This is a genomic window from Actinacidiphila polyblastidii (assembly GCF_036353415.1).
GTDB classification, from domain to species: domain Bacteria; phylum Actinomycetota; class Actinomycetes; order Streptomycetales; family Streptomycetaceae; genus Actinacidiphila; species Actinacidiphila polyblastidii.
Genome location: NZ_JAZEWV010000008.1, coordinates 219,015 through 243,052 on the forward strand (window position 1 = coordinate 219,015; position 24,038 = coordinate 243,052).

Genomic DNA, 24,038 nt, shown 5'->3' on the forward strand with positions numbered 1-24,038 from the left:
CCGGTCCTTCGGCGCGCTCAGACCTGGACCCGGCGCTCCACCACGTCGGCCAGCTTGGCCAGCGCCTGGTCGCGCGGCACGCCGTTCTCCTGCGAGCCGTCGCGGTAGCGGAAGGAGACCGTGCCGTTCGTCATGTCCTCGTCGCCGACGATGATCATGAAGGGGACCTTGAGCTTCTGGTGGGTCCTGATCTTCTTCTGCATGCGGTCGGAGGAGCCGTCGACCTCGACGCGCAGGCCCTTGCGGCCGGCCTCCTCGGCGAACTCCTGCAGGTACCGCACGTGCGCGTCGCCGACCGGGATGCCGACCGCCTGCACCGGCGCGAGCCAGGCCGGGAAGGCGCCCGCGTAGTGCTCCAGGAGCACCGCGAAGAACCGCTCGATGGAGCCGAAGAGCGCCCGGTGGATCATCACCGGCTGCTGCCGGGTGCCGTCCGCGGCCGTGTACTCCAGGCCGAAGCGGGCCGGCTGCTGGAAGTCGACCTGGATCGTGGACATCTGCCAGGTCCGGCCGATCGCGTCCTTGGCCTGCACCGAGATCTTCGGCCCGTAGAAGGCCGCGCCGCCCGGGTCCATGACCAGGTCGAGGCCCTGCTTGCCGGCCGCCTGGCGCAGCTGCTCGGTGGCCTCGTCCCAGTCCGCGTCGGAGCCGATGAACTTGTCCGAGTCGCCGCGGGTGGACAGCTCCAGGTAGAAGTCGCTGAGGCCGTAGTCGCGCAGCAGGTTGAGCACGAAGGTGAGCAGCGAGTCCAGCTCGTCGGGGACCTGCTCCTTGGTGCAGTAGATGTGCGAGTCGTCCTGCGTGAAGCCGCGGGCGCGGGTCAGGCCGTGCACCACGCCGGACTTCTCGAAGCGGTACACCGTGCCGAACTCGAAGAGCCGCAGCGGCAGTTCACGGTAGGAGCGGCCGCGCGCCTTGAAGATCAGGTTGTGCATCGGGCAGTTCATGGCCTTGAGGTAGTAGTCCTGCCCCTCGAACTCCATGGGGGGGAACATGCCCTCGGCGTAGTGCGGCAGGTGGCCCGAGGTCTCGAAGAGCTTGGCCTTGCTGATGTGCGGGGTGTTGACGAACTCGTAGCCCGACTCCTCGTGGCGGCGGCGCGAGTAGGACTCCATCTCCTTGCGGATGGTGCCGCCCTTGGGGTGGAAGACCGCGAGGCCGGAGCCCAGCTCGTCGGGGAAGGAGAACAGGTCGAGCTCCGCGCCGAGCTTGCGGTGGTCGCGCTTGGCGGCCTCCTCCAGGAACTCCAGGTGCGCCTTGAGCTCCTCCTTCGTGGGCCACGCGGTGCCGTAGATCCGCTGCAGCTGCCGGTTCTTCTCGCTGCCGCGCCAGTACGCGGCGGCGTTGCGCATCAGCTTGAACGCCGGGATGTGCCGGGTGGTGGGCAGATGCGGGCCGCGGCACAGGTCCTTCCAGCACAGCTCGCCGGTCTTCGCGTCGAGGTTGTCGTAGATGGTCAGCTCGCCGCCGCCGACCTCGACGTCGGCGCCGTCCTCGGAGCCCGCGGAGGAGCCCTTCAGACCGATCAGCTCCAGCTTGTACGGCTCGTCCGCCAGCTCCTCGCGGGCCGCCTCGTCGGTGACGGCGCGGCGCGAGAAGCGCTGGCCGCGCTTCTGGATCTCCTGCATCTTCTTCTCGATGGCCTTCAGGTCATCGGGCGTGAAGGGCTCGGCGACGTCGAAGTCGTAGTAGAAGCCGTCCTTGATGGGCGGGCCGATGCCCAGCCGGGCCTGCGGGTGCAGCTCCTGCACGGCCTGCGCCATGACGTGCGCGGTGGAGTGCCGCAGGATGGCCAGGCCGTCCGGGCTGGTGATGTCGACCGGCTCGACCTCGTCGCCGTCCGCGAGCGCGTACGCCAGGTCCTTCAGCTCGCCGGCCACCCGGGCGGCGACCACGCTGCGCTCCCCGGGGAACAGTTCGGCGGCCGTCGTGCCCGTCGTGACCGCCCGCTCCTCCGGTTCGGCGGAATCGCGTTTGATGATCACTCGGAGGTCTGACACCGGTCTGCTCCTGACGTGGGTCGTACGGTCGGGCGGCGGCAGCGGCCGCCGCACCCGGAATCGTACCGAGCCGGGCGGCGCGACCGACAATCCCCAGGCGCCGCCCGCGCCCGCGCGGGACCCCGGGAAGGGCCGCAACAGCGAAGGCCGGACGGTCCTTTCGGACCGTCCGGCCTTCTTCCCGGTGGGCGATACTGGGATCGAACCAGTGACCCCTTCGGTGTGAACGAAGTGCTCTCCCGCTGAGCTAATCGCCCGGGACGCGTCGAACCATACAGGCCGGAGGCGGGGGCGTTCAAACGAGAGGGACGGTCAGTGGACGGTCATACGAGAGGGCCGGGGGCACAGGCGGCGAGCCGGGCCAGCAGGCCGGCGCGGCCGCCGCGCATCATCAGCGCGTGATTGGCCAGGAAGAGCGGTCGGCACGGCACCGCGAGCAGCCGCATCAGCAGCTTGCGGACGACGACCTCCTGCTCGTACAGCAGCCGGGTGCGGGCGGTCGCGGGCGGGGAGCCGGCGGCCGCGGGCTCGGCGGCCAGGACGGTCCAGCGCACCCAGCCCTCGAGGTCGCCGGTCATCGCGACCTCCAGGACGCGCAGCCGCGGGTCGTGGCGGACGGAGCGGGCGGTGACCGTCAGGTCGTACGGGAGCAGGGAGCGGAAGCGCAGCACGCCGGAGGTCCCGTCGGTCTGCCGGACCTCGCGCACCTGCGGCCACCACTCGGGATAGCGGTCGGGCCGCTCCAGCACCCCGTACACGGCCTCGGGCGGCGCGTCGAGGTGCCAGGCGCTGCGGAATCGGTAGTGACTCCAGTCCATCCGCACAGTGTGCCGGGGAACGCGACGGAGCCCGGGGCCGAAAGTCGATTTTCGGCCCCGGGCTCCGTGCTCCGGGTGGGCGATACTGGGATCGAACCAGTGACCCCTTCGGTGTGAACGAAGTGCTCTCCCGCTGAGCTAATCGCCCCGGCGCGGTTAACTTTACCGCACCCGCGACGGCCGTTTCGACCACGGCGGGCGACCGCCGCCGCCCCGCCGCACGGCGGCCTCCCGCTGCGTGATCCGGTGGCCACGACCCCCCGCGGATCGTCACTCTCCGCATCCGAACACACCGGGAATCCGAACGGGACGCCCTCACCGAAATGGCCGCCGCGCAGGTCCGGACGCTAGACCGGACGAGGTACCAGAAGCCGCACAAACCTCGCAGAGGGGTTTACAACGTCCTCGCAGGTGGCATGTCGATTTCGCCGACGTGCGAATCCCCGAGCGCACACTGAGCGAAAGGCCATGGCGCTTATGAACACCACGGTCAGCTGCGAGCTGCACCTGCGCCTCGTCGTGTCGAGCGAATCCTCACTGCCTGTACCCGCGGGCTTGCGGTACGACACGGCCGATCCGTATGCCGTGCACGCCACCTTCCACACCGGAGCCGAGGAAACGGTCGAATGGGTGTTCGCCCGCGACCTGCTCGCCGAGGGGCTGCACCGCCCCACCGGCACCGGCGACGTCCGAGTCTGGCCGTCCCGCAGCCACGGTCAGGGCGTCGTGTGCATCGCCCTCAGCTCCCCCGAGGGCGAAGCCCTGCTCGAAGCCCCGGCGCGGGCCCTGGAGTCCTTCCTGAAGCGGACGGACGCCGCGGTGCCGCCGGGCACGGAGCACCGCCATTTCGATCTGGACACGGAGCTCTCGCACATCCTCGCGGAGAGCTGAGCCCCGGTTCCCGACACCCGGGCCGTCCTACTCGGGGGGACAGCCCGGAACGCGACCGCCTGCCGGACACCCCGGCCGGCATCCGTCGCCGCACCCACAGGAGCCGCCGCCGTGGAGGTCCACGCCCCCACGGCGGCGGCTCCCGCGCGCTAGAGTCACCGGAACCGCAGCCCCCAGATCCCCCGGCAGGGAGCGATTCCGTGCTGATCAACCATGACACCAGGTGCGCCCTCGACAGCGTCGTGGACCTGGTCAACACCCAGCCGCAGATCGAAGGCCGGGAGTCCCTCGGCGACGCGGCGGCCCTGCGCGGCTTCGTGGAGCGCAACCGGGTCAGCGAGGTGGGCCGGCTCGACCAGCACGACGTGGCGGCGGTGCACGCGGTGCGCAGCCGGTTCAGCGAGGTCTTCTGCGCGCCCGACGACACCGCCGCGGCGACCCTCCTCAACGAGATGGTCGCCGCCGCGGGCACCACGCCGCGGCTGACCGACCACGACGGCTACGACTGGCACGTGCACTACTTCGCCCCCGGCGCCTCGCTCGCCGACCACCTGTCCGCGGACTGCGGCATGGCGCTGGCGTTCCTCATCGTGGCGGGCGAGCGCGAGCGGCTGCGGCGCTGCGACGCGCCGGACTGCCGGCGGGCCTTCGTGGACCTGTCCCGCAACCGTTCCCGGCGCTACTGCGACAGCCGGACCTGCGGCAACCGGCTGCACGTGGCCGCGTACCGGGCCCGCAGGCGCGAGGCGGCCGCGGGCTGACCGCCGCCGGCCGCGGTCAGCCGACGAAGAGCAGATCCCAGGCCGCGCCGGCCCCGATCAGCCCGCCGACGACGCACAGGAAGAGCATCAGCGGGGGTTGCGACAGCGCGTACAGGCAGCCCTTGGGCTCCACGAAGGCCGCGCGGCCGACGGTCGGCGGCACGGGGGACACCGGCGGGGCGGGCGGGACGGGCGGTGAGGCCAGGACGGTGGACACCGGCGGGACGGGCGGTAAGGGCGGTTCGGCACGCTCTGGCCGCGGCGGGGCGAGGGGGTCCCCGGGGGAGGTCAGCACAGCCCGATGATCGCGCAGCGCAAGATCGCGTGTGGCCCAACACGCGGAGTTTACAAGGCCGTTTAACTGGGTCTCGGATGCCGGATACCGCATCCCGAGACGCCGCGTCTCGGATAGCGTGCGTCGTTTACACACCGCCGTTCACGCACCCGCGCGCGCCGTCCGTACGGCGGCCCGCGGCGGTCAGATGCCGCGGCGCTTGAGGATCTCCTCCACGTCGGCGAAGTCCGACAGGCCGCTGTCCCTGCTCCCCCGCTTCCCGCCTCCGGCGGACGCGCCGCGCCCGCCGGACAGCTCCTGCGCCTTCGGCGTGCCCGCGACGCCGGCCGGCCCGGCGGTCCGCGCCTCGGGGGCGCGGCCGCGCCCCCGGCCGGCGAACAGCCGGCTGACGCCGTAGAGCGCGGCCGAGCAGCCCAGCACCACGAAGCCGGTCCACACCGTGGGCTTGAAGACGAGGTCGGCGGCCCAGTCGCCGACCGCCGTGCTGATCCGGCGCGCCAGCGTCACCAGGCCCGCCAGCGCCAGGCCGACCGGCAGCAGCGCCGCCGCGGCGATCCGGGTGGCCCGCAGAAAGCGGCGGCGGTAGGCCGTGAGGAACGCGAGCGCCAGCCCCGCCGCGGACAGGGCGGCGCAAAGGGTTGTGGTCAGCATCCTGCGGCTCCTGCGGCGATCGGACGGCCGCGGAGCCCGGCCGAGGGCCCCGCGGGTTGGTCCCCCCATCGTGCCTCGCCGCAAGCGCCGCGGGCCACGGTCCCTGACGCCCTTCGTGGAGAACTGCGGGACATCTCCGGGTCGCCCTCCTCCCTGAGTGCGGTGACGCGTCATCCCTGGGTGCCGCATCCGCTCCTCCCCCGGTGCCGGTCGGCCCCGCACGGCGGTGGGAGACTGGGCGCATGACCGACCCCGCCCCCGCCGCATCCCCGCTGGTCCTCGAGGTGTGGTGCGAGCTGCAGTGCCCGGACTGCCGCACCGCCCTCGCCGACCTCGACGCGCTGGGCGCCCGCTACGGCGACGCCCTCGACATCCAGCTGCGCCACTTCCCGCTGGAGAAGCACAGGCACGCGCTCGCGGCGGCGCAGGCGTACGAGGAGGCCTACGCCCAGGGCAGCGGCTGGCCGTACGCGCGGGCGCTGCTCGCCAGGGTCGACGAGCTGGACCGCGGCGGCGAGGCCCTGCTCGTCGAGGTGGCCGCGGGCCTCGGGCTGGACGCCGAGGAGGTCGACACCGCGCTGGTCGACGGCCGCCACCTGCTCCAGGTCGACTCCGACCAGGCCGAGGGCAAGGCGATCGGCGTGACCGGCACCCCGACGTACGTGATCGGCGGCGAGTTGCTGGACGGCTCGAAGGACCAGGAGGGCCTGCGGGAGCGGATCGGCGCGATCGCGGACCGGCTGCTCTCCGCGCGGGCGTAGCGGCGCGGACTCAGACGAGGGACTTGGCGAAGTGCCGGGTGACGACGCTGTAGCCGAGGGACTCGTAGAGCCGTAGGGCCGTGGTGTTGGCCAGGAAGACGTTGAGGCCGAGGGTCGTGCCGCCGCCGTCGCGGCAGTGGTTCTCCGCGGCGATCATCGCGGCTCGTCCGTGGCCGCGGCCGCGGTGGGCCGCGTCGACCTCGACGAAGTAGACCCAGGCGGGCTCGGCGGTGTGCAGCCACAGGAAGGCCACGGCGGCGCCGCCGTGGTCCAGGCCGAGCAGCGCGGTGCGGGCGGCGGGGACGCCGCCGGGCACCAGCTCGTCCAACGTGGCGGCGGCGCGCTCGTGCGCCGTCTCGGCCGACACCCCCGTCTCGGCGAGGCCGGCCGTGAAGGTCGTCCGCGCGCGGTCGAGCCAGGGGCGCAGTTCGCCCTCGCGGAGCGGCCGGACGGTCGTCCCGTGCGGCAGCGCGGGCCGGTCGCCCGCGGTCAGGTCCTTGGCCAGGTGCCGGTTGCGTTCGGTGTAGCCGAGCGAGGCGGCGAGCCGCAGCCCGTACGGCGAGTCGGCCGGCACGGAGACCGCGGCCCGGGTGCAGCCCCAGGAGCGGAGCACCTCCTCGCCGGCCAGCGCGGCCACCGCGCCGCGGCCGCGGCGCCGGTCCCCCTCGTCGACGGCGAGGGCGTCGATGCGCCCCACGGCAGGACCGAGGCGCCGGTCGGTGCGCAGCCGCACGCTGCCCACCGGCCGGCTGTTGACGCACACGGTGTACGCCCGCGCCCGCGCGCCGTCCGCACCGCGCGTCTCGGGTCCCGCCGGTCGCAGGGTCGTCGTCATGGGTGATGCTCCCGGGGGTCGTCGCCGCGCCGCATGGCCTCGTTCCGCCGCTGCCGTTCTACCGCGCCCGGCCGCATCCGGGCACCGTGCCGGCCGACGTCCGGGCGCGGGCGCGCGAGGCGGGCGGGCCGGTCTACGGGTTGGGGTGCTCCGCCGCGCGCTCGGCGAAGATCCGCATCGCCTTGGCCGTGACCGGGCCCGGAGCGTCCGCCAACCGCCGGTCGTCGAGGCGGTGCACGGCCTGCACGTCGCGCAGCGAGGAGGTCAGGAAGACCTCCTCGGCCTCCTCCAGCGCCTCCATCGGCAGATCGGCCTCCTGGGCTCCGGTCCACTCGACGACCAGGGCGCGGGTGATGCCGGCCAGGCAGCCGGACTCCAGCGGCGGGGTGAGCAGCCGGCCGCCGAGGACGACGAAGACGTTGGAGCCGGTGCCCTCGCACAGCCGCCCGCGGGTGTTGGCGAACAGCGCCTCGGAGGCGCCGTGCTGGTGGGCGCGGGCGAGCGCGACGACGTTCTCGCCGTAGGAGGTGGTCTTCAGGCCGGCCAGCGCGCCCTTCTCGTTGCGGGTCCAGGGGACGGTGACGGCCGCGGTGCTGTCGGGGCGCGGGGAGGAGGGCGCGAGGGCGACGACGAGGGTGGGGCCGGCGTCGCCGCGGTCGGAACCGAGCGGCGAGGGTCCGCCGGTGTAGGTGATCCGCAGCCGGCCGAGCGGCGCAGGGTTGGCGGCCAGCACGGCCGCGCAGGCGTGGGCGACCTCGTCGAGGTCGGGCTCGGGCAGGCCGAGGCCGCGTGCCGACCTGGCCAGCCGCCGCAGGTGCCGGGTGGTCGCGAAGGCCGTGCCGTCGACGGCCTTCAGTGTCTCGAAGACGCCGTCGCCGACGGTCAGGCCGTGGTCGAAGACGGACACGGTGGCGTCCCTGGTGTCCTTCAGGCCGCCGTCCACCCAGATGCTCACCGCAGGGTCCCTCCGCTCGTCTGCCGGCCGGCGGCGTGCCGCCCGGCGGTGCCGTACCCGTCCGACGCTACCGCCAGCAGCCGCTCGGCCTTCAACTCCGTCTCGGCCCACTCGCCGGCCGGATCGGAGCCCCAGGTGATCCCGGCGCCGGTGCCGAAGCGCAGCTCGGGGCCGCCAGGGAGGGTCCTGTCGATCCAGAACGTGCGGATGCCGACGGCGAGTTCGGCCGTTCCGCGGTCGGCGTCGACCCAGCCGACGGCGCCGCAGTAGGGCCCGCGCGGGGCGGTCTCCAGCTCGGCGATGGCCCGCAGCGCGCTCGATTTCGGCGCGCCGGTGACCGAGCCGGGCGGGAAGGCGGCCGCGAACAGCTCGGGCCAGCCGGCGCCGGGGCGCAGTTCGCCGCGGACGGTGGAGACCAGGTGGACCAGGCCGGGGTGCGCCTCGACCGCGCACAGCGCGGGCACGGTGACCGAACCGGTGGCGCAGACCCGGCCGAGGTCGTTGCGCACCAGGTCGACGATCATCACGTTCTCGGCGTGGTCCTTGGGCAGCATCGCGTCGGCGGTCGCCGCCGTCCCCTTGATCGGCCCCGACTCCACGACCGCGCCGTCGCGGCGCAGGAACAGCTCGGGCGAGGCGGTGGCGATCTCCACGCCGTGCGCGGGCAGCCGAATCGTTCCTGCGTACGGCGCCGGGTTGCCGAGCGCGAGCCTGCCGGCCAGGGCGTCGATGTCGTCCGGCGCGCGGCCGGGTGCGTGGCCGGGTGCGACGTCCGGCGCCGCGTCCGTCCCGGCGGGCGCGGGGAGCGGTGCGCCGAGCACCCGGCAGAGGTTGACCTGGTAGACCTCGCCGGTGGCGATCCGCTCGCGGACCGCCCGGACGCCTGCCGTGTAGCCGGCCCGGTCCATGCTGGAGGTCCAGGCGGCGGGGTCGGGGCCGCGCCAGCGGCGGGCCCTGGCGGCCGCGTCGTCCGGCGCGCGCCGCACGTCGCCGAAGCGGGCGCAGACGGTACGGCCCTCGAAGTCCGCGGCGACCGCCCAGAAGCCGCTGCCGTCGAGCGCGGCGAGGTCGTCGGTGACATCCCGCAGGTCGGAGGCGACGAGGCCGCCGAAACGGGCCAGCGGGGCGAGGTCGTGCACGGTGCTTCCCCTGGGGACTGGTGTGGGCGGGCCCCGAGTCTAGGCGGCCCGGTCCGCGGGGGCCCGGGGGCGTCCGCGCCGTCAACTGGCTGTCATTGTCCCGGCACGCTGCGGAAACCGGTTTTTGAGCTGGACCGGGAATCCGCTAGAGTTCAACTCGTCGCTCAGGACCTTGATCCCGGGCCGACAGGCGGACGTGGCTCAGTTGGTAGAGCATCACCTTGCCAAGGTGAGGGTCGCGAGTTCGAATCTCGTCGTCCGCTCGACGTGGGGGATCTTCCCGAACCCCCGCTGTGTTGGTGGAGTGGCCGAGAGGCGAGGCAACGGCCTGCAAAGCCGTCTACACGGGTTCAAATCCCGTCTCCACCTCCAAGGACGATTAGCTCAGCGGGAGAGCGCTTCCCTGACACGGAAGAGGTCACTGGTTCAATCCCAGTATCGTCCACGGGGCCTTCGCGGCCCTTGTACGGCGGCATCCGTACGGCACCACCCCGCACGACATCCCGCGCGATTAGCTCAGCGGGAGAGCGCTTCCCTGACACGGAAGAGGTCACTGGTTCAATCCCAGTATCGCGCACGCACGCAGCACCATGGGGACCGCGGACGATTAGCTCAGCGGGAGAGCGCTTCCCTGACACGGAAGAGGTCACTGGTTCAATCCCAGTATCGTCCACCGGCGAGGGCCGGAAGCCATCGGCTTCCGGCCCTCTCGCACGTCACGACGAGAAGAGCATGTGGCCGAAGCCGTGGTGGCCGTGGTGCTGCCCGTGGCCGTGGCCGCCGTGATGGTCGCCGTGCTGCGGCGCGGCCCAGACGGGCGCGGCGGGCTGGACGTAGCCGGGCGGCGCCGGGTACGCCTGCGGCGGGGCGGCCGGATACGGCTGCGCGGCCTGATAGGGCTGCGCGGGCGGCTGGTTCCAGCGCCCTTCGAGCTGGGTCAGTGCCTCCAGCTCGCCGTAGTCGAGGAAGATGCCGCGGCAGTTGCCGCACTGCTCGATCTGGACGCCGTTGCGCTGGTACGTCTGCATGTGGCCGTGGCACTTGGGGCAGACCATTCGTCTGTTCAACTCCTCACGCTGGAAAGTCCGTTCACCCTAACGGGAAAGTCCGGCGATCCGGGCGCAGGCGGCCAGCACCCCGGCCTCCGCCTCGTCGAGGTCACGGCCCTGCCCGGCCGCCTTCGCCACCGCCACCGCGGCGGTCTGCACGGCCAGGGCGCGCGCGGGCACGTCCAGCCGGTCCCACGGGTCGCCCTCGGGCGGGACCGCCGTGCCGCCCGCGGCGCGGTAGGCGGCGAGGAACCGGGTCCAGGTGCGCGGCGCGAGCAGACCGGCCGCGAACCACATCGCGGGCCGGGCGAGGTCCCAGGCCGGGTCGCCGGCACCGAGGTCGTCGACGTCGATCAGCAGCCAGCGCCCGCCGGGCGCGGGGTGCCGGACGAGCTGGCCGAGGTGCCAGTCGCCGTGGCACAGCGCGCGCCGGCCCTCGTACGGCTCCGCGCCGGTGGCCCAGCCGGGCAGCAGCCGCCAGGCGCGCCGCACGGTCGCGGTGGCCGCGGAGTCGGGCACTCCGTCCAGCCGGGCGACCGCGGCGGCGGCCTTCGCCGGGCCGCGCATCGCCGGCAGCGGGCCGGGCAGCGCGTCGTACGGCGCCGCGTGCAGCCGGGCGAGCAGTCCGGCCGCCTCCTCCCAGGGCGCGGCGCCCGCGTCCCCGGCGTCCACCGGCGCGCCGTACGGCCACACCGTCACCGGCCGCCCCTGCACCTGCGTCCGTACGGGGTGCGGGGGCAGCAGGATCGACCGCAGGCTCGGGTGGGTGGCGACCTCCAGCCGCACCGCGAGGTCGGCCGCCACCGTGTCCGCGGGATGCGCCTTGGCCACGGTGTCGCCGACCCGGACGACGGTGGCGTCGGAGCGCTCCGCCAGCACGACGTGCCCGCCGTCCGGCGGCGCCGCCTGGGCGCTGCGCGCGCCGGGCGGCGCGGGATGCGTCACGCCGGCCGGGGTCCGCGCGGCCGCGTCCGCGGCCGAGGCGATGGCGGCGAGGCGCGCCACGAGGGCGGCGGGCGGCCGGGGCGTGGCGGCGTCCGCCGTCTGAGTCGCGAGTTCAGGTGTGGGCACCCTTCGATCGTCCCCCGGCCCCCGCCCTTCGGCCCTCCTTGTCCTCGCCGCACCGCGCCGTGTCTCCCCGCGCCTCCTGCCCCGGCGGCTCCCGTGACGCCGTGCGGGGCCCCGCCCGCGGGGGCGGAGCAGGCGCGGCGCCGCGTGCCGCAGGTACGCCCGGGTGGCGGGCGCAGCGCGTGCCGTCCTCGGGTCGCGGGAGGGCGGCTGACGGCAGGGTGGGGGGCGGCCGGGCGTACCTGCGGGACGGACGCGGCCGGGGAAGCGCAATGCCCGGGTATCGGTGATACCCGGGCATTGCGCAGTCGTCCGCCGTACCCCCGTCCCCACGGGGTGGTACCGGTGTGTCCCCGGTCCGGACCGCTCTTCCGGACCATGAAGCGCTGTGACACGCCCCAGTGAGCCGGCCACGGACGACGTCTGGGGAGCGACGGGCGCTTGACCTCGGGGGACGAGTGCTTCGCCCGCCGCTCGATCTCCACACTAGGTGCGGCCGGGAGGCCGCACGTCATGCCATCGGACCCCTTTGCATGCCTCCCGGAGGATGACGGACGGCCGGTCTCGTACACCCCTGGGTGGAGGTGGCGACGCCGGACCCCAGGGTGATCCCCCAGGCCGTCCGGCTCAGCCGGCCTGTTCGTCGTCCCGCGGGATCGGCTGCTCGACCAGGGCGAGCACCCGGGTGGCCATGAAGCGCGCGGTGCGCACCACGGTCCCGCTGCGCGTGACCTCGCTCACTTCGACCACGCCGCGCCGCACCGCCGTCTCCACGCGGCGGCCCGCGCGGGTGGCGATCACCTCGTACGTGCGGGTGGTGTCCCCCGCGTCGACGACTATCTCCACACGATCACCTTTCACGGCGTCACTCCCCCTCGTCGGACGGACCGTTGGTGAAACGGAGAGCCGGGACCCCCGCACCGCGGGCCCGCTCCCACACTCCAGATTCCCACCCCGCACTGACAATTCACTGCTCGCCGCCTGCGGGCCTTCAGCGCGCGCGGGGAGTTGAGTCCGTAAGCTGTGGGCGGCCGCACCGGCCAGACAGCGGAGTGGGGCCTCCCCACCACCGGAGGCAGGGGACGGACTTCAAGATGGCGATGATGCGGCTCCGGCGCGAGGATCCGCGGGTCGTCGGCGCGTTCCGGCTGCACCGGCGGCTGGGCGCGGGCGGCATGGGCGTGGTGTACCTGGGCGCGGACAAGCGCGGCCAGCGGGTGGCGCTGAAGGTGATCAGGCCGGAGCTGGCCGAGGACCAGGAGTTCCGCTCGCGGTTCGCGCGCGAGGTGTCGGCGGCCCGGCGGATCCGCGGCGGCTGCACCGCCCGGCTCGTCGCCGCGGACCTGGAGGCCGAACGCCCGTGGTTCGCCACGCAGTACGTGCCGGGACCGTCGCTGCACGACAAGGTCGCGGAGAACGGCGTGCTGCCGGCCGCCGAGGTCGCCTCGATCGGCGCGGCGCTGGCCGACGGGCTGGTGGCGGTGCACGAGGCCGGGGTGGTGCACCGGGACCTGAAGCCGTCGAACATCCTGCTCTCCCCCAAGGGCCCGCGCATCATCGACTTCGGCATCGCGTGGGCGACCGGCGCGAGCACCCTGACCCATGTGGGCACCGCGGTGGGCTCGCCGGGGTTCCTCGCGCCGGAGCAGGTGCGCGGCGCGGCCGTGACGCCGGCCACCGACGTCTTCGCCTTCGGCGCCACGCTGGCGTACGCGGCGACCGCCGACTCCCCCTTCGGGCAGGGAAGTTCCGAGGTGATGCTGTACCGCGTGGTGCACGAGGAGCCGGACCTCGGCGGGGTGCCTGACGCGCTCGCTCCACTGGTCTCCGCGTGTCTCGCGAAGGACCCGCACGAGCGGCCGTCGACGGTGCAGCTCTCCGAGCGGCTGGCGGAGATCGCGGCCCGCGAGGCGCGCGGCATCGGGGCGCCGCGGGTGCCGCGCGCCGACGGCATCCCGAAGGCGGCGGGCCCGCGGCCCGAGCGCCCGGTGGGCCGCAGGGCGGAGGAGTACGCGCAGCAGCGGACCGAGCGGCGGACCGGGCCGGGGTCGTCGCCGACCGGCGCGCGGTCCTCGGCGGCGCGGCAGACCGGCGCCGGGCGCGGGGTGCGCACCCCGGCGCCCCGGCCGCCCGCGGCGCGCACCGCGGTCCGCACCGCCGGCCGGACGCCGGTGGCGCGGCCGGGCGGCGCCAAGCGCCGGCTGCTGCGGCAGCGGCTGTTCGTGTTCGTCTTCGTCACCCTGATCGCGGCGGTGTGCATCGCCGCGCTCCAGGGCTGCCACCACTTCTGACGGTCGGCGCTCCGCCGGCCCGCGGCCGCGGCCGCCCGGCCGTGGCGCCCCGGCCCGCGCCCCCGGGCCGCCCCCTCCCCCCGCGATCCGCCCCGGACGCGGTCCGGCCCCGGTGCCGGTCCGCGTCCGGGGCCGGCGTGCGCATGCCGGCGGCGGCCGGGGCGGCGCGGGCCGAGGCGCCGCCGGTGCGGGCGGGGGCTGGCGTCCGGGCGGACGGTGGGCTAGCTTGAACAAGCGCTTGCTTAGACGGCTGCCCGAGCGGAAGGACTCCGCGTCCCATGACGACCGGCCCCACCACAGAAGAGGACCTGCGCGCCCGGGTGCGCGCCCTCCTCGACGCCCACGACCCCGCCGCGGCCGACCCCGCGGACTTCCTGCGCGCCCGCTTCGACGCGGGCCTCGCCTGGGTGCACTTCCCCGAGGGCCTCGGCGGCCTCGGCGCGCCCCGCGCCATGCAGCGCGTCGTGGACGCCGAACTGGCCGCCGTGAGCGCGCCGGACAACGATCCGCGGCGGATCGGCATCGGCCTCGGCATGGCCGCGCCGACCATCCTGCGCTACGGCACCGAGGAGCAGAAGCAGCGCTTCCTGCGCCCGCTGTGGACCGGCGAGGAGGTCTGGTGCCAGCTGTTCTCCGAGCCCGGCGCCGGCTCGGACCTGGCCGGGCTGCGCACCCGCGCGGTACGGGACGGCGACGGCTGGGTCGTGGACGGCCAGAAGGTGTGGACGTCGAGCGCCCACAACGCGCGCTGGGCGATCCTCATCGCCCGCACCGACCCCGACCTGCCCAAGCACCAGGGCATCACCTACTTCCTGTGCGACATGACCGACCCCGGCGTGGAGGTCAGGCCGCTGCGGCAGATCACCGGTGAGGCCGAGTTCAACGAGGTGTTCCTCAGCGGCGTGCGGATTCCCGACGCGCACCGGCTCGGCGCGGTCGGCGAGGGCTGGCGGGTCGCGCAGGCCACGCTGATGAACGAGCGGGTGGCCATCGGCGGTCTCGCGCTGCCCCGCGAGGGCGGCATGATCGCGCCGGTCGCGGCCGCCTGGCGGGAGCGGCCGGAGCTGCGCACGCCCGCGCTGCACGACCGGCTGCTCACCTTGTGGGTGGAGGCCGAGGTGGCCAGACTCAGCGCGGAACGGGTCAGGCAGCAGCTCGCCGTCGGCGCCCCCGGCCCTGAGGGCAGCGGCCTCAAGCTCGCCTTCGCCCGGCTCAACCAGCAGATCAGCGGCCTGGAGGTGGAGCTGCTCGGCGAGCAGGGCCTCCGCTACGGCGACTGGACGATGGTCCGCCCGCAGAGCGTGGACTTCTACGGTCGCGACGCCGGCTACCGCTATCTGCGCGCGAAGGGCAACTCCATCGAGGGCGGCACCTCGGAGATCCTGCGCAACATCATCGCCGAGCGGGTCCTCGGACTGCCCTCGGAGCCCCGCAACGACAAGGACGTCGCCTGGAAGGACCTGCCCCGATGAGCCGTCAGCCGCATCTGCTGTACTCCGAGGTCGAGGACGACCTGCGCGCGGCGGTCCGCGACGTGCTCGCCGACCGCTGCCCGCCGGCCGCGGTGCTCGCCCGGGTGGAGGGCGGGGAGCCGTACGACCCGGCGCTGTGGCGGGTGCTCGCCGCCGAACTCGGCCTGGCCGGGCTGCTGGTGCCGGAGAAGCTCGGCGGCCAGGGCGGGTCCGCGCGGGAGGCCGCGGTGGTGCTGGAGGAGCTGGGCGCGGCGGTCGCGCCGACGCCGTTCCTCGGCAGCGCGGTGCTGGCGACCTCCGCGCTGCTCGGCTGCGGCACCGCGGACGCCGCGGTGGCCGCCCTGCTGGGACGGCTCGCCTCGGGCGAGGCCACCGCGGCGCTCGCGGTGCCGCTGTCCACGGCGGCGGGCGACGCCTTCCCCGCGTCGGTACGGGTGGACGCCGCCGGACGGCTCACCGGCGCCGTCACCACCGTGGCGGACGCGTCCACCGCCGACGTGCTGGTGGTGCCCGCGGTCGGCCCGGACGGCCCGGGGCTGTACGAGGTCGCCGCGGCGGACGCGGCGATCACGCCCTTCGTGGCGCTCGACCTGACCCGGCCGCCGGCCGACGTCGTCCTGGCGGAGGCCGCCGCCCGCCCGCTGCCGGCCGCCGACGCGGCCGCCGCGCTCGACGCGGCGCTCCTCGCCGGGGCCGGACTGCTGGCCTCCGAGCAGCTCGGGCTGGCGCAGTGGTGCCTGGACGAGACCGTCCGCTACCTCGGTCAGCGGCACCAGTTCGGGCGGGTCGTGGGCGGCTTCCAGGCGATCAAGCACCGGCTGGCGGACCTGTGGCTCGAGGTCGTCTCGCTGCGCGCCGCCGCGCGCGCCGCGGCCGACGCGATGGCGTCCGGGGACGCCGCGGGTCACGACGCGGCTGTCGCGGTGCACGTGGCGCAGGCGTACGCGGGTGAGGTGGCGGTGCACGCCGCGGAGGAGGCCGTGCAGTTGCACGGCGGGATCGGTATGACGTGGGAGCATCCGCTCCACCTCCGCCTCAAGCGGGCGAAGGCGGACCAGATCGCGCTGGGCACCCCCGGCGCCCACCGCGCCGCCCTGGCGCCTCTCCTCGCCCTCCCCGCCTGACGCCCGCCGCCCTGACGCTCGCCGCTGGGTGTCACCCCGTTTTCCGTTGCGCGCGCCGGGGCGCGAGCCCGTTCTTCCAGGGGCGCGGGGAGCGGCGCGGCCAGCCACCGCACGGGGTGCGGGTCGCCACCGGCCCAAAGGGGCAATTGCCGTCGCCGACCGGACCACCGCCCGGCGGCCGGTCGCCCGCGCAGTTCCCCTCGCCCCCGGCAGGGCGCGACGCCCACCGCAGTCCGGGCGCGAGCCCGGGGGGCGGGGCGCGACGCCCACCGCGAGCCCGGCGCAGCCGTCGCGCCGGCCGGGGAGGGGGTGCGGGCCCGGCGTGATCCGGGCGCCGGGCCTATTCCGTGCGGAGCGAGGTGGCGGTGGGGGTGCGGGCGGCCCAGCCGGCGGGCAGGACGGCCCCGAGGAGGGCGATGAGCAGGCCCCCGCAGGCCAGCGAAGCGACCTGCGCCGGGTGGTAGACCGCCAGGTCGACGGAGGGGATACGGGTGCCGGCTGCCTCCCCCATGACGGGCAGCACGTAGGCGTGCAGGGCGATCCCGGTCGGCACCCCGAGCAGCCCGGCCACCGTGCCGATCCACCCGACCGACGTCAGCACCATCGCCACGGTCTGGCGCGGCGCCATGCCGAGCGCCTTGAGCACGCCGAGGTCGTGCACCCGCTCGCGGGTGTCGAGGACCGCGGTGTTGAGGACACCGAGCCCCGCCACCAGGATCAGCATCAACGTCAGCGTCACGGTGATCGCGTCCATGGCGACGACCGTGGAGCTGGTGTCGGCGCTGTTGGCGAGCGCCTCGCCGCCGACGGACCGCAGCGCGCGGTTGAGCGCGGTGAGATAGCCCGCGCGGTCCGTGCCGTCCTTGAGTTCGACACTGAACTCGTCGGTGTGCGCCTGGACTCCGACGCCCGTCAGGGTCGCCGCGTCGGTCAGCACGCGCATGCCGCCGTCGCCGGTGGTCAGCGCCTCGCCGACGATCCTGACCCGCGCGGTGCGGCCGTCCCCGAGGAGGGTGACGCTGTCGCCGACACGGGCGTCCGCGGCCTGCAGGAAGCGGTGGGCGACCACGATCTGGCCGGGTCCTTCGATCCAGTGCCCGGAGACCATCTGGTAGGCGCCCCAGCCGTAGGTGCCCTGGTAGGCGACGGCTTCGACGTCGCCGGCGATGCCCGCGAACCGCGCGCGGGTGGAGCCGCTGCCGAAGTACGCCCGGGTGCCCGGCTGTTCGGCGATGAGGCGGCCGACCGCGGCGGAGTCGGGCGGGCTCGGCGGTCCGCTCGGCGCCGGCCGGCCGCTGCCGGGCGGCGGCGGCGCGAGCCCCGACAGCACCTGCACCTGGCCGGGGGCGTCGCGGTCGATGCCCTTCTGGATGCCGTCGAGCGTCGCGCCGAGCCCGTAGGCGAAGGTCACGCCGAGGGCGCCCAGCACGATGGCCGCGCCGATCGTCGCGGACCTGACCGGGCGGGCGAACGGCCCGGCGAGGCCGAGGGTCACCGCGCGCGGCAGCGGCAGCCGGGCGGCCAGCAGGGCCGCGGTCCTGCCCCGGCCGACCCGCGGGGTGCGGCCGACGGCGAGCGCCTCGACCGTGCGCAGCCGGGCGGCGCGCAGCGCCGGGGTGAGCGCGCTGAGCACGGTCAGGGCGAGCACGCCGGCCGGCACGGCGACGTCGATCCGGCCGGAGACAGCCATCGGCCCGGTCCGGTAGGCGCTCTCCGCCTGGCCGAGCAGCGGCACCGAGCCGAGGTCGCCGAGGACGACGCCGGCCGCGGCGCCGACCAGCGCGGGGATCAGTGCCTGGCCCACGTAGGCCCGGCCGACCTGTCCCGGCGTGAAACCGAGGGATTTCAGGACGCCGATGCGCTGGGTGCCGGCGCTGACCGCGCCGCTGACCACGATGCCGACGATCAGCACCGACATGACGAGGCCGAGCACGCCGAAGGCGACGACGAACGGCACGAAGGTGGCGGTCTCCCGGTTGACCGTCTGCCGGGTGACCAGATACGACTGCGCGCCGGTCAGCGCGCCGGCCGGCACGGCGGCCTTCACCGCGGCGCGGTCGGCGGCGATCTGGCGGCTGCTGCCGGCTTTCGAGAAGCGGTAGAGCATCTCGTACGACGGGGTCGCGCCGGGCGCGGTGAGGGCGGCGATCTGGGCCGGGGCGACCCAGGCGCCGGCCGAGGAGGTGAGGGAGCGGGCCAGCCCGACGACGGTCAGCCGCGGGCTGCCGGGCAGGCCGGGGAAGGTGAGCCGGCCGCCGAGGATGCCGGGGGCGGTCCAGTGGTCGGCGTCGAGCACGATCTGCCCGGGGCCGGTCGCCCAGTGTCCCGAGGTGACGGTGAGGTCGTCGACCGGGCCGTGCGGGTCGGCGCGGCCGGTGACGGCGAGCGGCGCGCCGCCCTCGGGCAGCCGCAGCCCGTCGGCGTCGATCCGGGGCGTGGTGGAGACCACCGCGTACGGCCCCGCGGCGGCGGTCACCCCGGCGGCGTGCGCGGTGGCCGCGACCTGCGCGAAGGTGGCCTTGCGGCCGTCGAACGAGCCGGTGAGGTGGGCGCCGTGCTGCCGCCCGAAGGCGTGGTCGAAGGGCGCCTGCGAGACGATGACGAGCGCCCCGGCCATGATCGAGGCGGCGACCGCGGTCATCGTGGTCAGCGCCATCACGACGCTCTGCACCCGGCGGCGTCCGACGCCGGCCCGCACCACCCTGCCCAGGGCGCTCATCGGGCCGCTGTCCGCTCGTCGCGGGCGATCCGGCCGTCGACGAGTTCGATGGTGCGGGTCGCGCAGGACGCGGCGAGCGCGAGGTCGTGGGTGACCAGCACGATGGTCTGGCCGTCGGCGTTGAGGTCGGCGAGCAGCCGGCGCACGTCGGCGCCTGAGGCGGTGTCGAGCGCGCCGGTGGGTTCGTCGGCGAGCAGCAGCGCGGGCCGGTTGACCAGCGCGCGGGCCACCGCGACCCGCTGGCGTTCGCCGCCGGAGAGCCGGCCGGGGTAGGCGCCGGCGTGCCGCGCGATGCCGAGGCCGTCGAGCAGCTGCCCGGCCCGCTGACGCGCCTCGGCCCGCGGCGTCCCGAGCAGTTGGGCCGGGAGGAGCACGTTGTCGAGCACGGTCAGGTCGTTCAGCAGGTTGAAGAACTGGAAGACCATGCCGATCCGGCTGCGCCGGTAGCGGGCGGAGGCGGTCTCGTCGAGCACGTCGACGCGGGTGCCGGCGACGGTGACGGTCCCCTCGGTGGGCCGGTCGAGGCCGGCGATCATGTTGAGCAGGGTGGACTTGCCGCTGCCCGACGGCCCGAGCACGGCCAGCGCCTCGCCCTCGGCCACGTCCAGTGAGAGCCCGGTCAGGGCCGGCGGCCCCTCGTCGTATCTCTTGCTCACGTCGTGGATGTCGATGACGGTGGTGGTCACGCGGGGCCTCCCTGGCCGGTGCCGGACGGTACGGGCCGACGCTAGGGACGCCCGGTCCCGGCGCGCGTCGGCCGCCGTGCCGACCTGCGCTACCGTGCCGGGCGCACCCGCCGCGGAGTCATCCCTGCGATGTACGACCGGGGTGTACACCAGCGGTCGTCACGCCACCGTCAGGTCGGATGCGGGCAGGCCCGGCGCCTTGCGACACTGGGCCGGTGAACAGCCCTGCGAACTTCCGGCGTCTGCGCGCCCGGCTCGCCGCCGCGCCGGGCGAGCCGCAGCGCCTGTCGCGGTGGGCGTGGACCGCGGACGTGATCCTCGCCGTCGTGCTGTCGGCGAGCACGGTGGTCGCCGACTGGCAGAGCGTGCGCTTCGTGCCGGGCCCGGCCGGCAGCGGCTCGGCCGTGAAGTACCTGCTCGTGCCGGACGGGGTGCCGCCGCCGCAGATCCCGCCGGTGCCGCCGTTCGGCCAGGGCCCGGGCGGCGCCCGGTTCTTCGGCATGGTGGCGGTCTCGACGCCGCTGTGGCTGCTGGCGGTGGCCGCGCTGTCCGGGCTGCCGCTGGCGCTGCGCCGCCGCTTCCCGCTGAGCGCGTTCTGGGCGGTGCTGGCCACGTCGCTCGTCTACCACCTCGCGGAGCGTCCCGTGGAGGGCATCGACGACACCGCGTTCTTCACCTTCGTCGGCTGTCTGATCGCCGCCTACAGCGCCGCGGTGTACGGAAGGCACCGGCGGCTCATCGTGGCGAGCATGGTGGCCGGCGCGCTGCTGCTCGCGATCTTCCACAACAGGGTTATTCCCACCCTCACGCCGGGCTTCGTGCCGTTCCTGCTGCTGGTGCCGATCGGTCTCGCGGCCAACACCGTGCACGCCTGGCGGCAGCGCGTCCGCACCCTGGAGGCCGAGCGGGAGGCCGCCACCCGGCTGGCGGTGCAGCGCGAACGGGCCAGGATCGCCAGAGAGTTGCACGACGTGGTCACGCACAACGTCAGCATGATGACGGTGCAGGCGGGCGCCGCCCGCAAGGTGATGGCCACGGCGCCGGCGCTCGCCGAGGAGGCGCTGCTCGCGGTCGAGGCGGGCGGCCGCGCGGCGATGTCCGAACTGCGGCATGTGATGGGCCTGTTGACGATGGCGACCGGGCCCGAGGGGCCGGAGGCGCCCGAACTCGCCCCGCAGCCGGGCCTGGCCCAGGTCGACACGCTCGCCTCACGGGTCCGCGACACCGGCGTGCCGGTGGAGCTGGCGGTCAGCGGCGCGCCCGCGCCGCTGCCGCCCGGCGTGGACCTGGCCGCGTACCGGGTGGTGCAGGAGGCGCTGACCAACACCGTCAAGCACGCGTCGGGCGCGCGGGTGCGGATCGCGGTGGACCACCGGCCGGGCGAGGTGCGGATCGCGGTCGCCGACTCCGGCGGCGTCCGCTCGGCGCCGGCGGCCGGCGGCGCGGGCCGCGGCCTGATCGGGCTGCGCGAACGGCTGGCCGTCTATGGTGGCACCCTCGACGCGGGGCCGGGCGTCAGCGGCGGCTACCGCGTCACCGCGGTGATCCCGGTGGAGGACGGTTGAGCGAGCAGCTTCGGGTGGTGATCGCCGACGACCAGGCGCTGGTGCGCACCGGCTTCCGGATGATCCTGGCGGCCGACGGCATCGACGTCGTCGCGGAGGCCGCGGACGGGGTGCAGGCGGTCGAGGCGGTCCGGCGGCACGCCCCCGACCTGGTGCTGATGGACATCAGGATGCCGGTGCTCGACGGGCTGGAGGCGACCCGGCTGATCCTGACCGGCGCGCCCGCGCGGCCCCGGGTGCTGATCCTGACGACCTTCGACCTCGACAGCTACGTGTACGCGGCGCTCGCCGCGGGCGCGAGCGGCTTCCTGCTCAAGGACGTCACCCCGGAGTACCTGGTCGCCGCGGTGCGGCTGGTGCGGGCCGGGGACGCGCTGCTCGCGCCGGCGATCACCCGGCGGCTGGTCGAGCGGTTCGCCGACCGTGACGGACGGGCGCAGGCGCCGCACCGCGATCTGGCGTCGCTGACGCCGCGCGAACGGGAGGTGATGCAGCTGCTGGCCCGCGGGATGAGCAACGCGGAACTGGCGGCCGCCTTCCGGCTCAGCGAGGCCACCGTGAAGACGCACGTCGCGCGGATCCTCGCCAAGCTGGGGCTGCGCGACCGGGCGCAGGCGGTGGTCGTCGCCTACGAGACCGGGCTGGTGACGCCCGGCTCCGGGCCGGACCCCGCCACCGCGTAGAAGGCGACCGCGGCGGCGGCGCCGACGTTCAGCGAGTCGACGCCGTGCGCCATCGGGATGCGCACCCGGGTGTCGGCGGCCTGCTGGGCGCGCCGGGTCAGCCCCGGGCCCTCCGCGCCGAGCAGCAGCGCGAGCCGCTCGTGGCGGGGCAGCGCACCGAGGTCGACGGCGTCGGGGGCCGGGGTGAGCGCGGCGAGGTGGAAGCCGGCGGCGCGCACCACCGCGTCCAGGTCCTGCGGCCAGCGCGCCAGCCGGGCGTACGGCACCGAGAACACCGCCCCCATCGACACCTTCACCGAGCGGCGGTACAGCGGGTCCGCGCAGTCCGGGGAGAGCAGCACGGCGTCCATGCCGAGGGCTGCCGCGCTGCGGAAGATCGCGCCGATGTTGGTGTGGTCGTTGACCGCCTCCATCACCACCACCCGCCGCGCACCGGCCAGCAGGCGTTCGGGGCCGGGCAGCTCCTCGCGCTGCATGGACGCGAGCGCGCCGCGGTGCACGTGGTAGCCGGTGACCTGCTCGGCCAGCGCGGGCGTCACCGCGTACACGGGGGCGTCGGCCGCCTCGATGACGTCCCGCATCGCCTCCAGCCACTTCTCGGACAGCAGCATGGACCGCATCCGGTAACCGGCGGCGAGCGCACGGCGGATGACCTTCTCGCCCTCGGCGATGAACAGGCCCTCCGCGGGCTCGCGGCGGCGGCGCAGCTCGACGTCGGTCAGCGCGGTGTAGTCGGCGAGCCGCGGGTCGCCGGGGTCGCCGACGACCAGCGCCTCAGCCATCGGCGGCCGCCGGGCCCACCGTCACCACGTCGCCGATGACGACGACGGCGGGCGGCCGCACGCCCTGCGCGGCGACGACGTCGGCGACCGTCGCCAGGGTCGCGTCGACGCGGCGCTGCGCGGCGGTCGTGCCCTCCTGGACGACCGCGACGGGCGTCGCCGCGTCCCGGCCGCCGGCGACCAGCGTCGCGGCGATGGCGCCGATGCGCTCCACCGCCATCAGCAGCACCAGGGTGCCGCGCAGCCGGGCCAGCACCGCCCAGTCGACCAGCGACCGCGGGTCGCCGGGCGCCACATGGCCGCTGACCACGGTGAACTCGTGGGCCACGCCCCGGTGCGTGACGGGGATGCCGGCCGCTCCCGGCACGCTGATGGCGCTGGTGACACCGGGCACCACGGTCACCGCGATGCCCTCCGCGGCCAGCGCCTCGGCCTCCTCCATGCCCCGGCCGAAGACGTACGGGTCGCCGCCCTTCAGCCGCACCACGGCCTTGCCGGCCTTGGCGTGCTCGATCAGCGCGGCGTTGATCGCCTCCTGCGCCATAGCCCTGCCGTACGGGATCTTCGCCGCGTCGATCACCTGGACGTGCGGGGGCAGCTCGTCGAGGAGGTCGCGCGGGCCGAGCCGGTCGGCGATCACCACGTCCGCCTCGGCGAGCAGCCTGCGGCCGCGCACGGTGATCAGGTCGGGGTCGCCGGGGCCGCCGCCGACGAGGGCGACGCCCGCGGTCCTGGTCCGGTGGTGGGGCGCGACCAGGGTCCCCTCGCGCAGACCCTCGACCACGGCGTCGCGCACGGCGGCGGAGCGGCGCGGGTCGCGTCCGGTCAGCACCGCGACGGTCACGCCGTCGGTGCGGCCGGTGGCCGGCGTCCACGCGGTGGCCGCCTCGGCGTCGTCGCTGCGCACGCACCACACCCGGTGGGCCTCGGCCTCGGCGGACGCGGCGGCGTTCGCCGCGGCGTCGGTGGTGGCGATCAGCGCGTACCAGGCGTCCGCGAGGTCGCCCTCCCGGTAGCCGCGCGGCTCCCAGCGCAGCTCGCCGGCGGTCGCCATGGCCTCCACGGACGGGGTCACCGCCGGCGCGACCAGCACGATGTCCGCGCCGGCGGACACCAGCGCGGGCAGCCGGCGCTGGGCCACCTGCCCGCCGCCGAGCACCACCACGCGGCGGCCCCGCAGCCGCAGCCCGACCGGATACGCCGGCACGTCTCCCTGCACGGTTGCTCCTCCATACGTCGTCGCCAGCGTTCACCCTACGGGCTTGCCCGGGGAGGTCGCCTTGCGTCCACCCCCCACGCGCCGGCCGGCGGCCGGGCCGCGCACGGCAGCCCCCTCGGGCCGGTGGCCCGGCGACGGACGGCAGCTGCCCCTCGGGGCCGGTGGCCCCGTACCCCCCTCACGCGGTCCGGCCGCGCGGCTCCCCGTGCCCCTGGAGAAGACGGCCTGGCGACCGGCGCCCGCTCAGGGGCGCGGGCCACCGCCCACCGGCCGG

Annotated in this window: 22 protein-coding genes and 7 tRNA genes; 13 read left to right on the forward strand and 16 right to left on the reverse strand. The window is 75.3% G+C overall.

The features are described 5' to 3' along the window. Nucleotides 1–17 precede the first annotated feature (17 nt). From thrS to V2S66_RS13265, 4 genes are all read right to left on the reverse strand, one after another. A complete protein-coding gene (thrS, locus tag V2S66_RS13250) occupies nt 18–2,000 on the reverse strand; it encodes a threonine--tRNA ligase (protein WP_330794874.1) in 1,983 nt (660 codons plus the stop codon). A 185-nt stretch (nt 2,001–2,185) separates the two neighbouring features. Next, a tRNA-Val gene (locus V2S66_RS13255) sits at nt 2,186–2,257 on the reverse strand. A gap of 66 nt (nt 2,258–2,323) precedes the next feature. Further along, entirely contained in the window at nt 2,324–2,818 is a 495-nt protein-coding gene (locus V2S66_RS13260; protein ID WP_330794875.1) for an SRPBCC family protein, read from the reverse strand. Nucleotides 2,819–2,894: 76 nt separating this feature from the next. Then, nucleotides 2,895–2,966 (reverse strand) — tRNA-Val (locus tag V2S66_RS13265). Between the two features lie 329 nt (nt 2,967–3,295). On the opposite strand from V2S66_RS13265, the gene V2S66_RS13270 reads away from it, so the two are divergent. Continuing rightward, nucleotides 3,296–3,709: an SsgA family sporulation/cell division regulator gene (locus V2S66_RS13270; RefSeq protein WP_003959770.1), complete on the forward strand. Its 414-nt coding sequence runs from the start codon at nt 3,296–3,298 to the stop codon at nt 3,707–3,709. Nucleotides 3,710–3,909: 200 nt separating this feature from the next. Next, nucleotides 3,910–4,470 carry a CGNR zinc finger domain-containing protein gene (locus V2S66_RS13275; protein ID WP_330794876.1) on the forward strand — a complete coding sequence of 187 codons (561 nt, stop codon included), beginning with the start codon at nt 3,910–3,912 and terminating at the stop codon, nt 4,468–4,470. Between the two features lie 16 nt (nt 4,471–4,486). Here the strand turns inward: V2S66_RS13275 and V2S66_RS13280 are convergent, their stop codons facing one another. Beyond that, nucleotides 4,487–4,687, reverse strand: a complete 201-nt coding sequence (locus V2S66_RS13280) for a hypothetical protein (protein WP_330794877.1) — start codon at nt 4,685–4,687, stop codon at nt 4,487–4,489. Between the two features lie 261 nt (nt 4,688–4,948). Continuing rightward, nucleotides 4,949–5,416, reverse strand: a complete 468-nt coding sequence (locus V2S66_RS13285) for a hypothetical protein (RefSeq protein WP_330794878.1) — start codon at nt 5,414–5,416, stop codon at nt 4,949–4,951. Nucleotides 5,417–5,658: 242 nt separating this feature from the next. On the opposite strand from V2S66_RS13285, the gene V2S66_RS13290 reads away from it, so the two are divergent. After that, on the forward strand, nt 5,659–6,177 hold the full coding sequence (locus tag V2S66_RS13290; RefSeq protein WP_330794879.1) for a DsbA family protein: 519 nt from the start codon (nt 5,659–5,661) through the stop codon (nt 6,175–6,177). 10 nt (nt 6,178–6,187) lie between these two features. On the opposite strand, the gene V2S66_RS13295 is transcribed toward V2S66_RS13290, so the two are convergent. From V2S66_RS13295 to V2S66_RS13305, 3 genes are all read right to left on the reverse strand, one after another. Continuing rightward, complete coding sequence (locus tag V2S66_RS13295; RefSeq protein WP_330794881.1) at nt 6,188–7,012, reverse strand: GNAT family N-acetyltransferase; 825 nt, start codon at nt 7,010–7,012, stop codon at nt 6,188–6,190. A 133-nt stretch (nt 7,013–7,145) separates the two neighbouring features. Beyond that, nucleotides 7,146–7,967, reverse strand: coding sequence for an aminotransferase class IV (locus V2S66_RS13300; protein WP_330794882.1), 822 nt, complete (start codon nt 7,965–7,967; stop codon nt 7,146–7,148). Then, nucleotides 7,964–9,106, reverse strand: coding sequence for a chorismate-binding protein (locus V2S66_RS13305; RefSeq protein WP_330794883.1), 1,143 nt, complete (start codon nt 9,104–9,106; stop codon nt 7,964–7,966). The genes V2S66_RS13300 and V2S66_RS13305 overlap by 4 nt, the downstream gene beginning before the upstream one ends. A 190-nt stretch (nt 9,107–9,296) precedes the next feature. Between V2S66_RS13305 and V2S66_RS13310 the strand changes: the two genes are divergently transcribed. The 5 genes from V2S66_RS13310 (at nt 9,297) to V2S66_RS13330 (ending at nt 9,779) form a co-directional block, all read left to right on the forward strand. Continuing rightward, nucleotides 9,297–9,369, forward strand: a tRNA-Gly gene (locus V2S66_RS13310). Between the two features lie 35 nt (nt 9,370–9,404). Continuing rightward, nucleotides 9,405–9,478, forward strand: a tRNA-Cys gene (locus tag V2S66_RS13315). A gap of 1 nt (nt 9,479) precedes the next feature. Further along, nucleotides 9,480–9,551: transfer RNA gene (locus V2S66_RS13320), tRNA-Val, on the forward strand. 60 nt (nt 9,552–9,611) lie between these two features. Then, nucleotides 9,612–9,683, forward strand: a tRNA-Val gene (locus V2S66_RS13325). A 24-nt stretch (nt 9,684–9,707) separates the two neighbouring features. Further along, nucleotides 9,708–9,779: transfer RNA gene (locus V2S66_RS13330), tRNA-Val, on the forward strand. 43 nt (nt 9,780–9,822) lie between these two features. Here V2S66_RS13330 and V2S66_RS13335 read toward each other — a convergent pair. The 3 genes from V2S66_RS13335 to V2S66_RS13345 form a co-directional block, all read right to left on the reverse strand. Beyond that, complete coding sequence (locus V2S66_RS13335; RefSeq protein WP_330795051.1) at nt 9,823–10,161, reverse strand: TFIIB-type zinc ribbon-containing protein; 339 nt, start codon at nt 10,159–10,161, stop codon at nt 9,823–9,825. Between the two features lie 39 nt (nt 10,162–10,200). Next, complete coding sequence (locus V2S66_RS13340; protein ID WP_413966386.1) at nt 10,201–11,160, reverse strand: phosphotransferase family protein; 960 nt, start codon at nt 11,158–11,160, stop codon at nt 10,201–10,203. Between the two features lie 690 nt (nt 11,161–11,850). Then, nucleotides 11,851–12,084, reverse strand: a complete 234-nt coding sequence (locus tag V2S66_RS13345) for a hypothetical protein (protein WP_330794885.1) — start codon at nt 12,082–12,084, stop codon at nt 11,851–11,853. Nucleotides 12,085–12,317: 233 nt separating this feature from the next. Between V2S66_RS13345 and V2S66_RS13350 the strand changes: the two genes are divergently transcribed. From V2S66_RS13350 to V2S66_RS13360, 3 genes are all read left to right on the forward strand, one after another. Continuing rightward, the gene (locus tag V2S66_RS13350) at nt 12,318–13,514 is read left to right on the forward strand and encodes a serine/threonine-protein kinase (protein ID WP_330794886.1); all 1,197 of its coding nucleotides are present in this window, start codon (nt 12,318–12,320) and stop codon (nt 13,512–13,514) included. A 278-nt stretch (nt 13,515–13,792) separates the two neighbouring features. After that, nucleotides 13,793–14,986 carry an acyl-CoA dehydrogenase family protein gene (locus tag V2S66_RS13355; RefSeq protein WP_330794888.1) on the forward strand — a complete coding sequence of 398 codons (1,194 nt, stop codon included), beginning with the start codon at nt 13,793–13,795 and terminating at the stop codon, nt 14,984–14,986. Then, nucleotides 14,983–16,110, forward strand: coding sequence for an acyl-CoA dehydrogenase family protein (locus V2S66_RS13360; RefSeq protein ID WP_330794889.1), 1,128 nt, complete (start codon nt 14,983–14,985; stop codon nt 16,108–16,110). The genes V2S66_RS13355 and V2S66_RS13360 overlap by 4 nt, the downstream gene beginning before the upstream one ends. Nucleotides 16,111–16,450: 340 nt before the next feature. Here V2S66_RS13360 and V2S66_RS13365 read toward each other — a convergent pair whose 3' ends face one another. Then, nucleotides 16,451–18,829: an ABC transporter permease gene (locus V2S66_RS13365; RefSeq protein ID WP_330794890.1), complete on the reverse strand. Its 2,379-nt coding sequence runs from the start codon at nt 18,827–18,829 to the stop codon at nt 16,451–16,453. Continuing rightward, nucleotides 18,826–19,515, reverse strand: a complete 690-nt coding sequence (locus V2S66_RS13370) for an ABC transporter ATP-binding protein (protein WP_330794891.1) — start codon at nt 19,513–19,515, stop codon at nt 18,826–18,828. The genes V2S66_RS13365 and V2S66_RS13370 overlap by 4 nt, the downstream gene beginning before the upstream one ends. 215 nt (nt 19,516–19,730) lie before the next feature. Here V2S66_RS13370 and V2S66_RS13375 point away from each other — a divergent pair, with 215 nt between their 5' ends. Next, nucleotides 19,731–21,080 carry a sensor histidine kinase gene (locus V2S66_RS13375; RefSeq protein WP_330794893.1) on the forward strand — a complete coding sequence of 450 codons (1,350 nt, stop codon included), beginning with the start codon at nt 19,731–19,733 and terminating at the stop codon, nt 21,078–21,080. Beyond that, nucleotides 21,077–21,763 carry a response regulator transcription factor gene (locus V2S66_RS13380; RefSeq protein ID WP_330794894.1) on the forward strand — a complete coding sequence of 229 codons (687 nt, stop codon included), beginning with the start codon at nt 21,077–21,079 and terminating at the stop codon, nt 21,761–21,763. The genes V2S66_RS13375 and V2S66_RS13380 overlap by 4 nt, the downstream gene beginning before the upstream one ends. On the opposite strand, the gene V2S66_RS13385 is transcribed toward V2S66_RS13380, so the two are convergent. Next, a complete protein-coding gene (locus V2S66_RS13385; protein WP_330794896.1) occupies nt 21,709–22,545 on the reverse strand; it encodes a TrmH family RNA methyltransferase in 837 nt (278 codons plus the stop codon). The two genes, V2S66_RS13380 and V2S66_RS13385, sit on opposite strands and share 55 nt — an antisense overlap. Continuing rightward, on the reverse strand, nt 22,538–23,764 hold the full coding sequence (cobA, locus tag V2S66_RS13390) for a uroporphyrinogen-III C-methyltransferase (protein ID WP_330794899.1): 1,227 nt from the start codon (nt 23,762–23,764) through the stop codon (nt 22,538–22,540). The genes V2S66_RS13385 and cobA overlap by 8 nt, the downstream gene beginning before the upstream one ends. Nucleotides 23,765–24,038 lie beyond the last annotated feature (274 nt).

Bases quoted from the DNA above. Each gene is read 5' to 3' on its own strand.
- V2S66_RS13260 (WP_330794875.1), bottom strand. From the start codon at position 2,818: ATGGACTGGAGTCACTACCGATTCCGCAGCGCCTGGCACCTCGACGCG.
- V2S66_RS13270 (WP_003959770.1), top strand. From the start codon at position 3,296: ATGAACACCACGGTCAGCTGCGAGCTGCACCTGCGCCTCGTCGTGTCG.
- V2S66_RS13285 (WP_330794878.1), bottom strand. From the start codon at position 5,416: ATGCTGACCACAACCCTTTGCGCCGCCCTGTCCGCGGCGGGGCTGGCG.
- V2S66_RS13290 (WP_330794879.1), top strand. From the start codon at position 5,659: ATGACCGACCCCGCCCCCGCCGCATCCCCGCTGGTCCTCGAGGTGTGG.
- V2S66_RS13295 (WP_330794881.1), bottom strand. From the start codon at position 7,012: ATGACGACGACCCTGCGACCGGCGGGACCCGAGACGCGCGGTGCGGAC.
- V2S66_RS13335 (WP_330795051.1), bottom strand. From the start codon at position 10,161: ATGGTCTGCCCCAAGTGCCACGGCCACATGCAGACGTACCAGCGCAAC.
- V2S66_RS13350 (WP_330794886.1), top strand. From the start codon at position 12,318: ATGGCGATGATGCGGCTCCGGCGCGAGGATCCGCGGGTCGTCGGCGCG.
- V2S66_RS13355 (WP_330794888.1), top strand. From the start codon at position 13,793: ATGACGACCGGCCCCACCACAGAAGAGGACCTGCGCGCCCGGGTGCGC.
- V2S66_RS13360 (WP_330794889.1), top strand. From the start codon at position 14,983: ATGAGCCGTCAGCCGCATCTGCTGTACTCCGAGGTCGAGGACGACCTG.
- V2S66_RS13365 (WP_330794890.1), bottom strand. From the start codon at position 18,829: ATGAGCGCCCTGGGCAGGGTGGTGCGGGCCGGCGTCGGACGCCGCCGG.
- V2S66_RS13385 (WP_330794896.1), bottom strand. From the start codon at position 22,545: ATGGCTGAGGCGCTGGTCGTCGGCGACCCCGGCGACCCGCGGCTCGCC.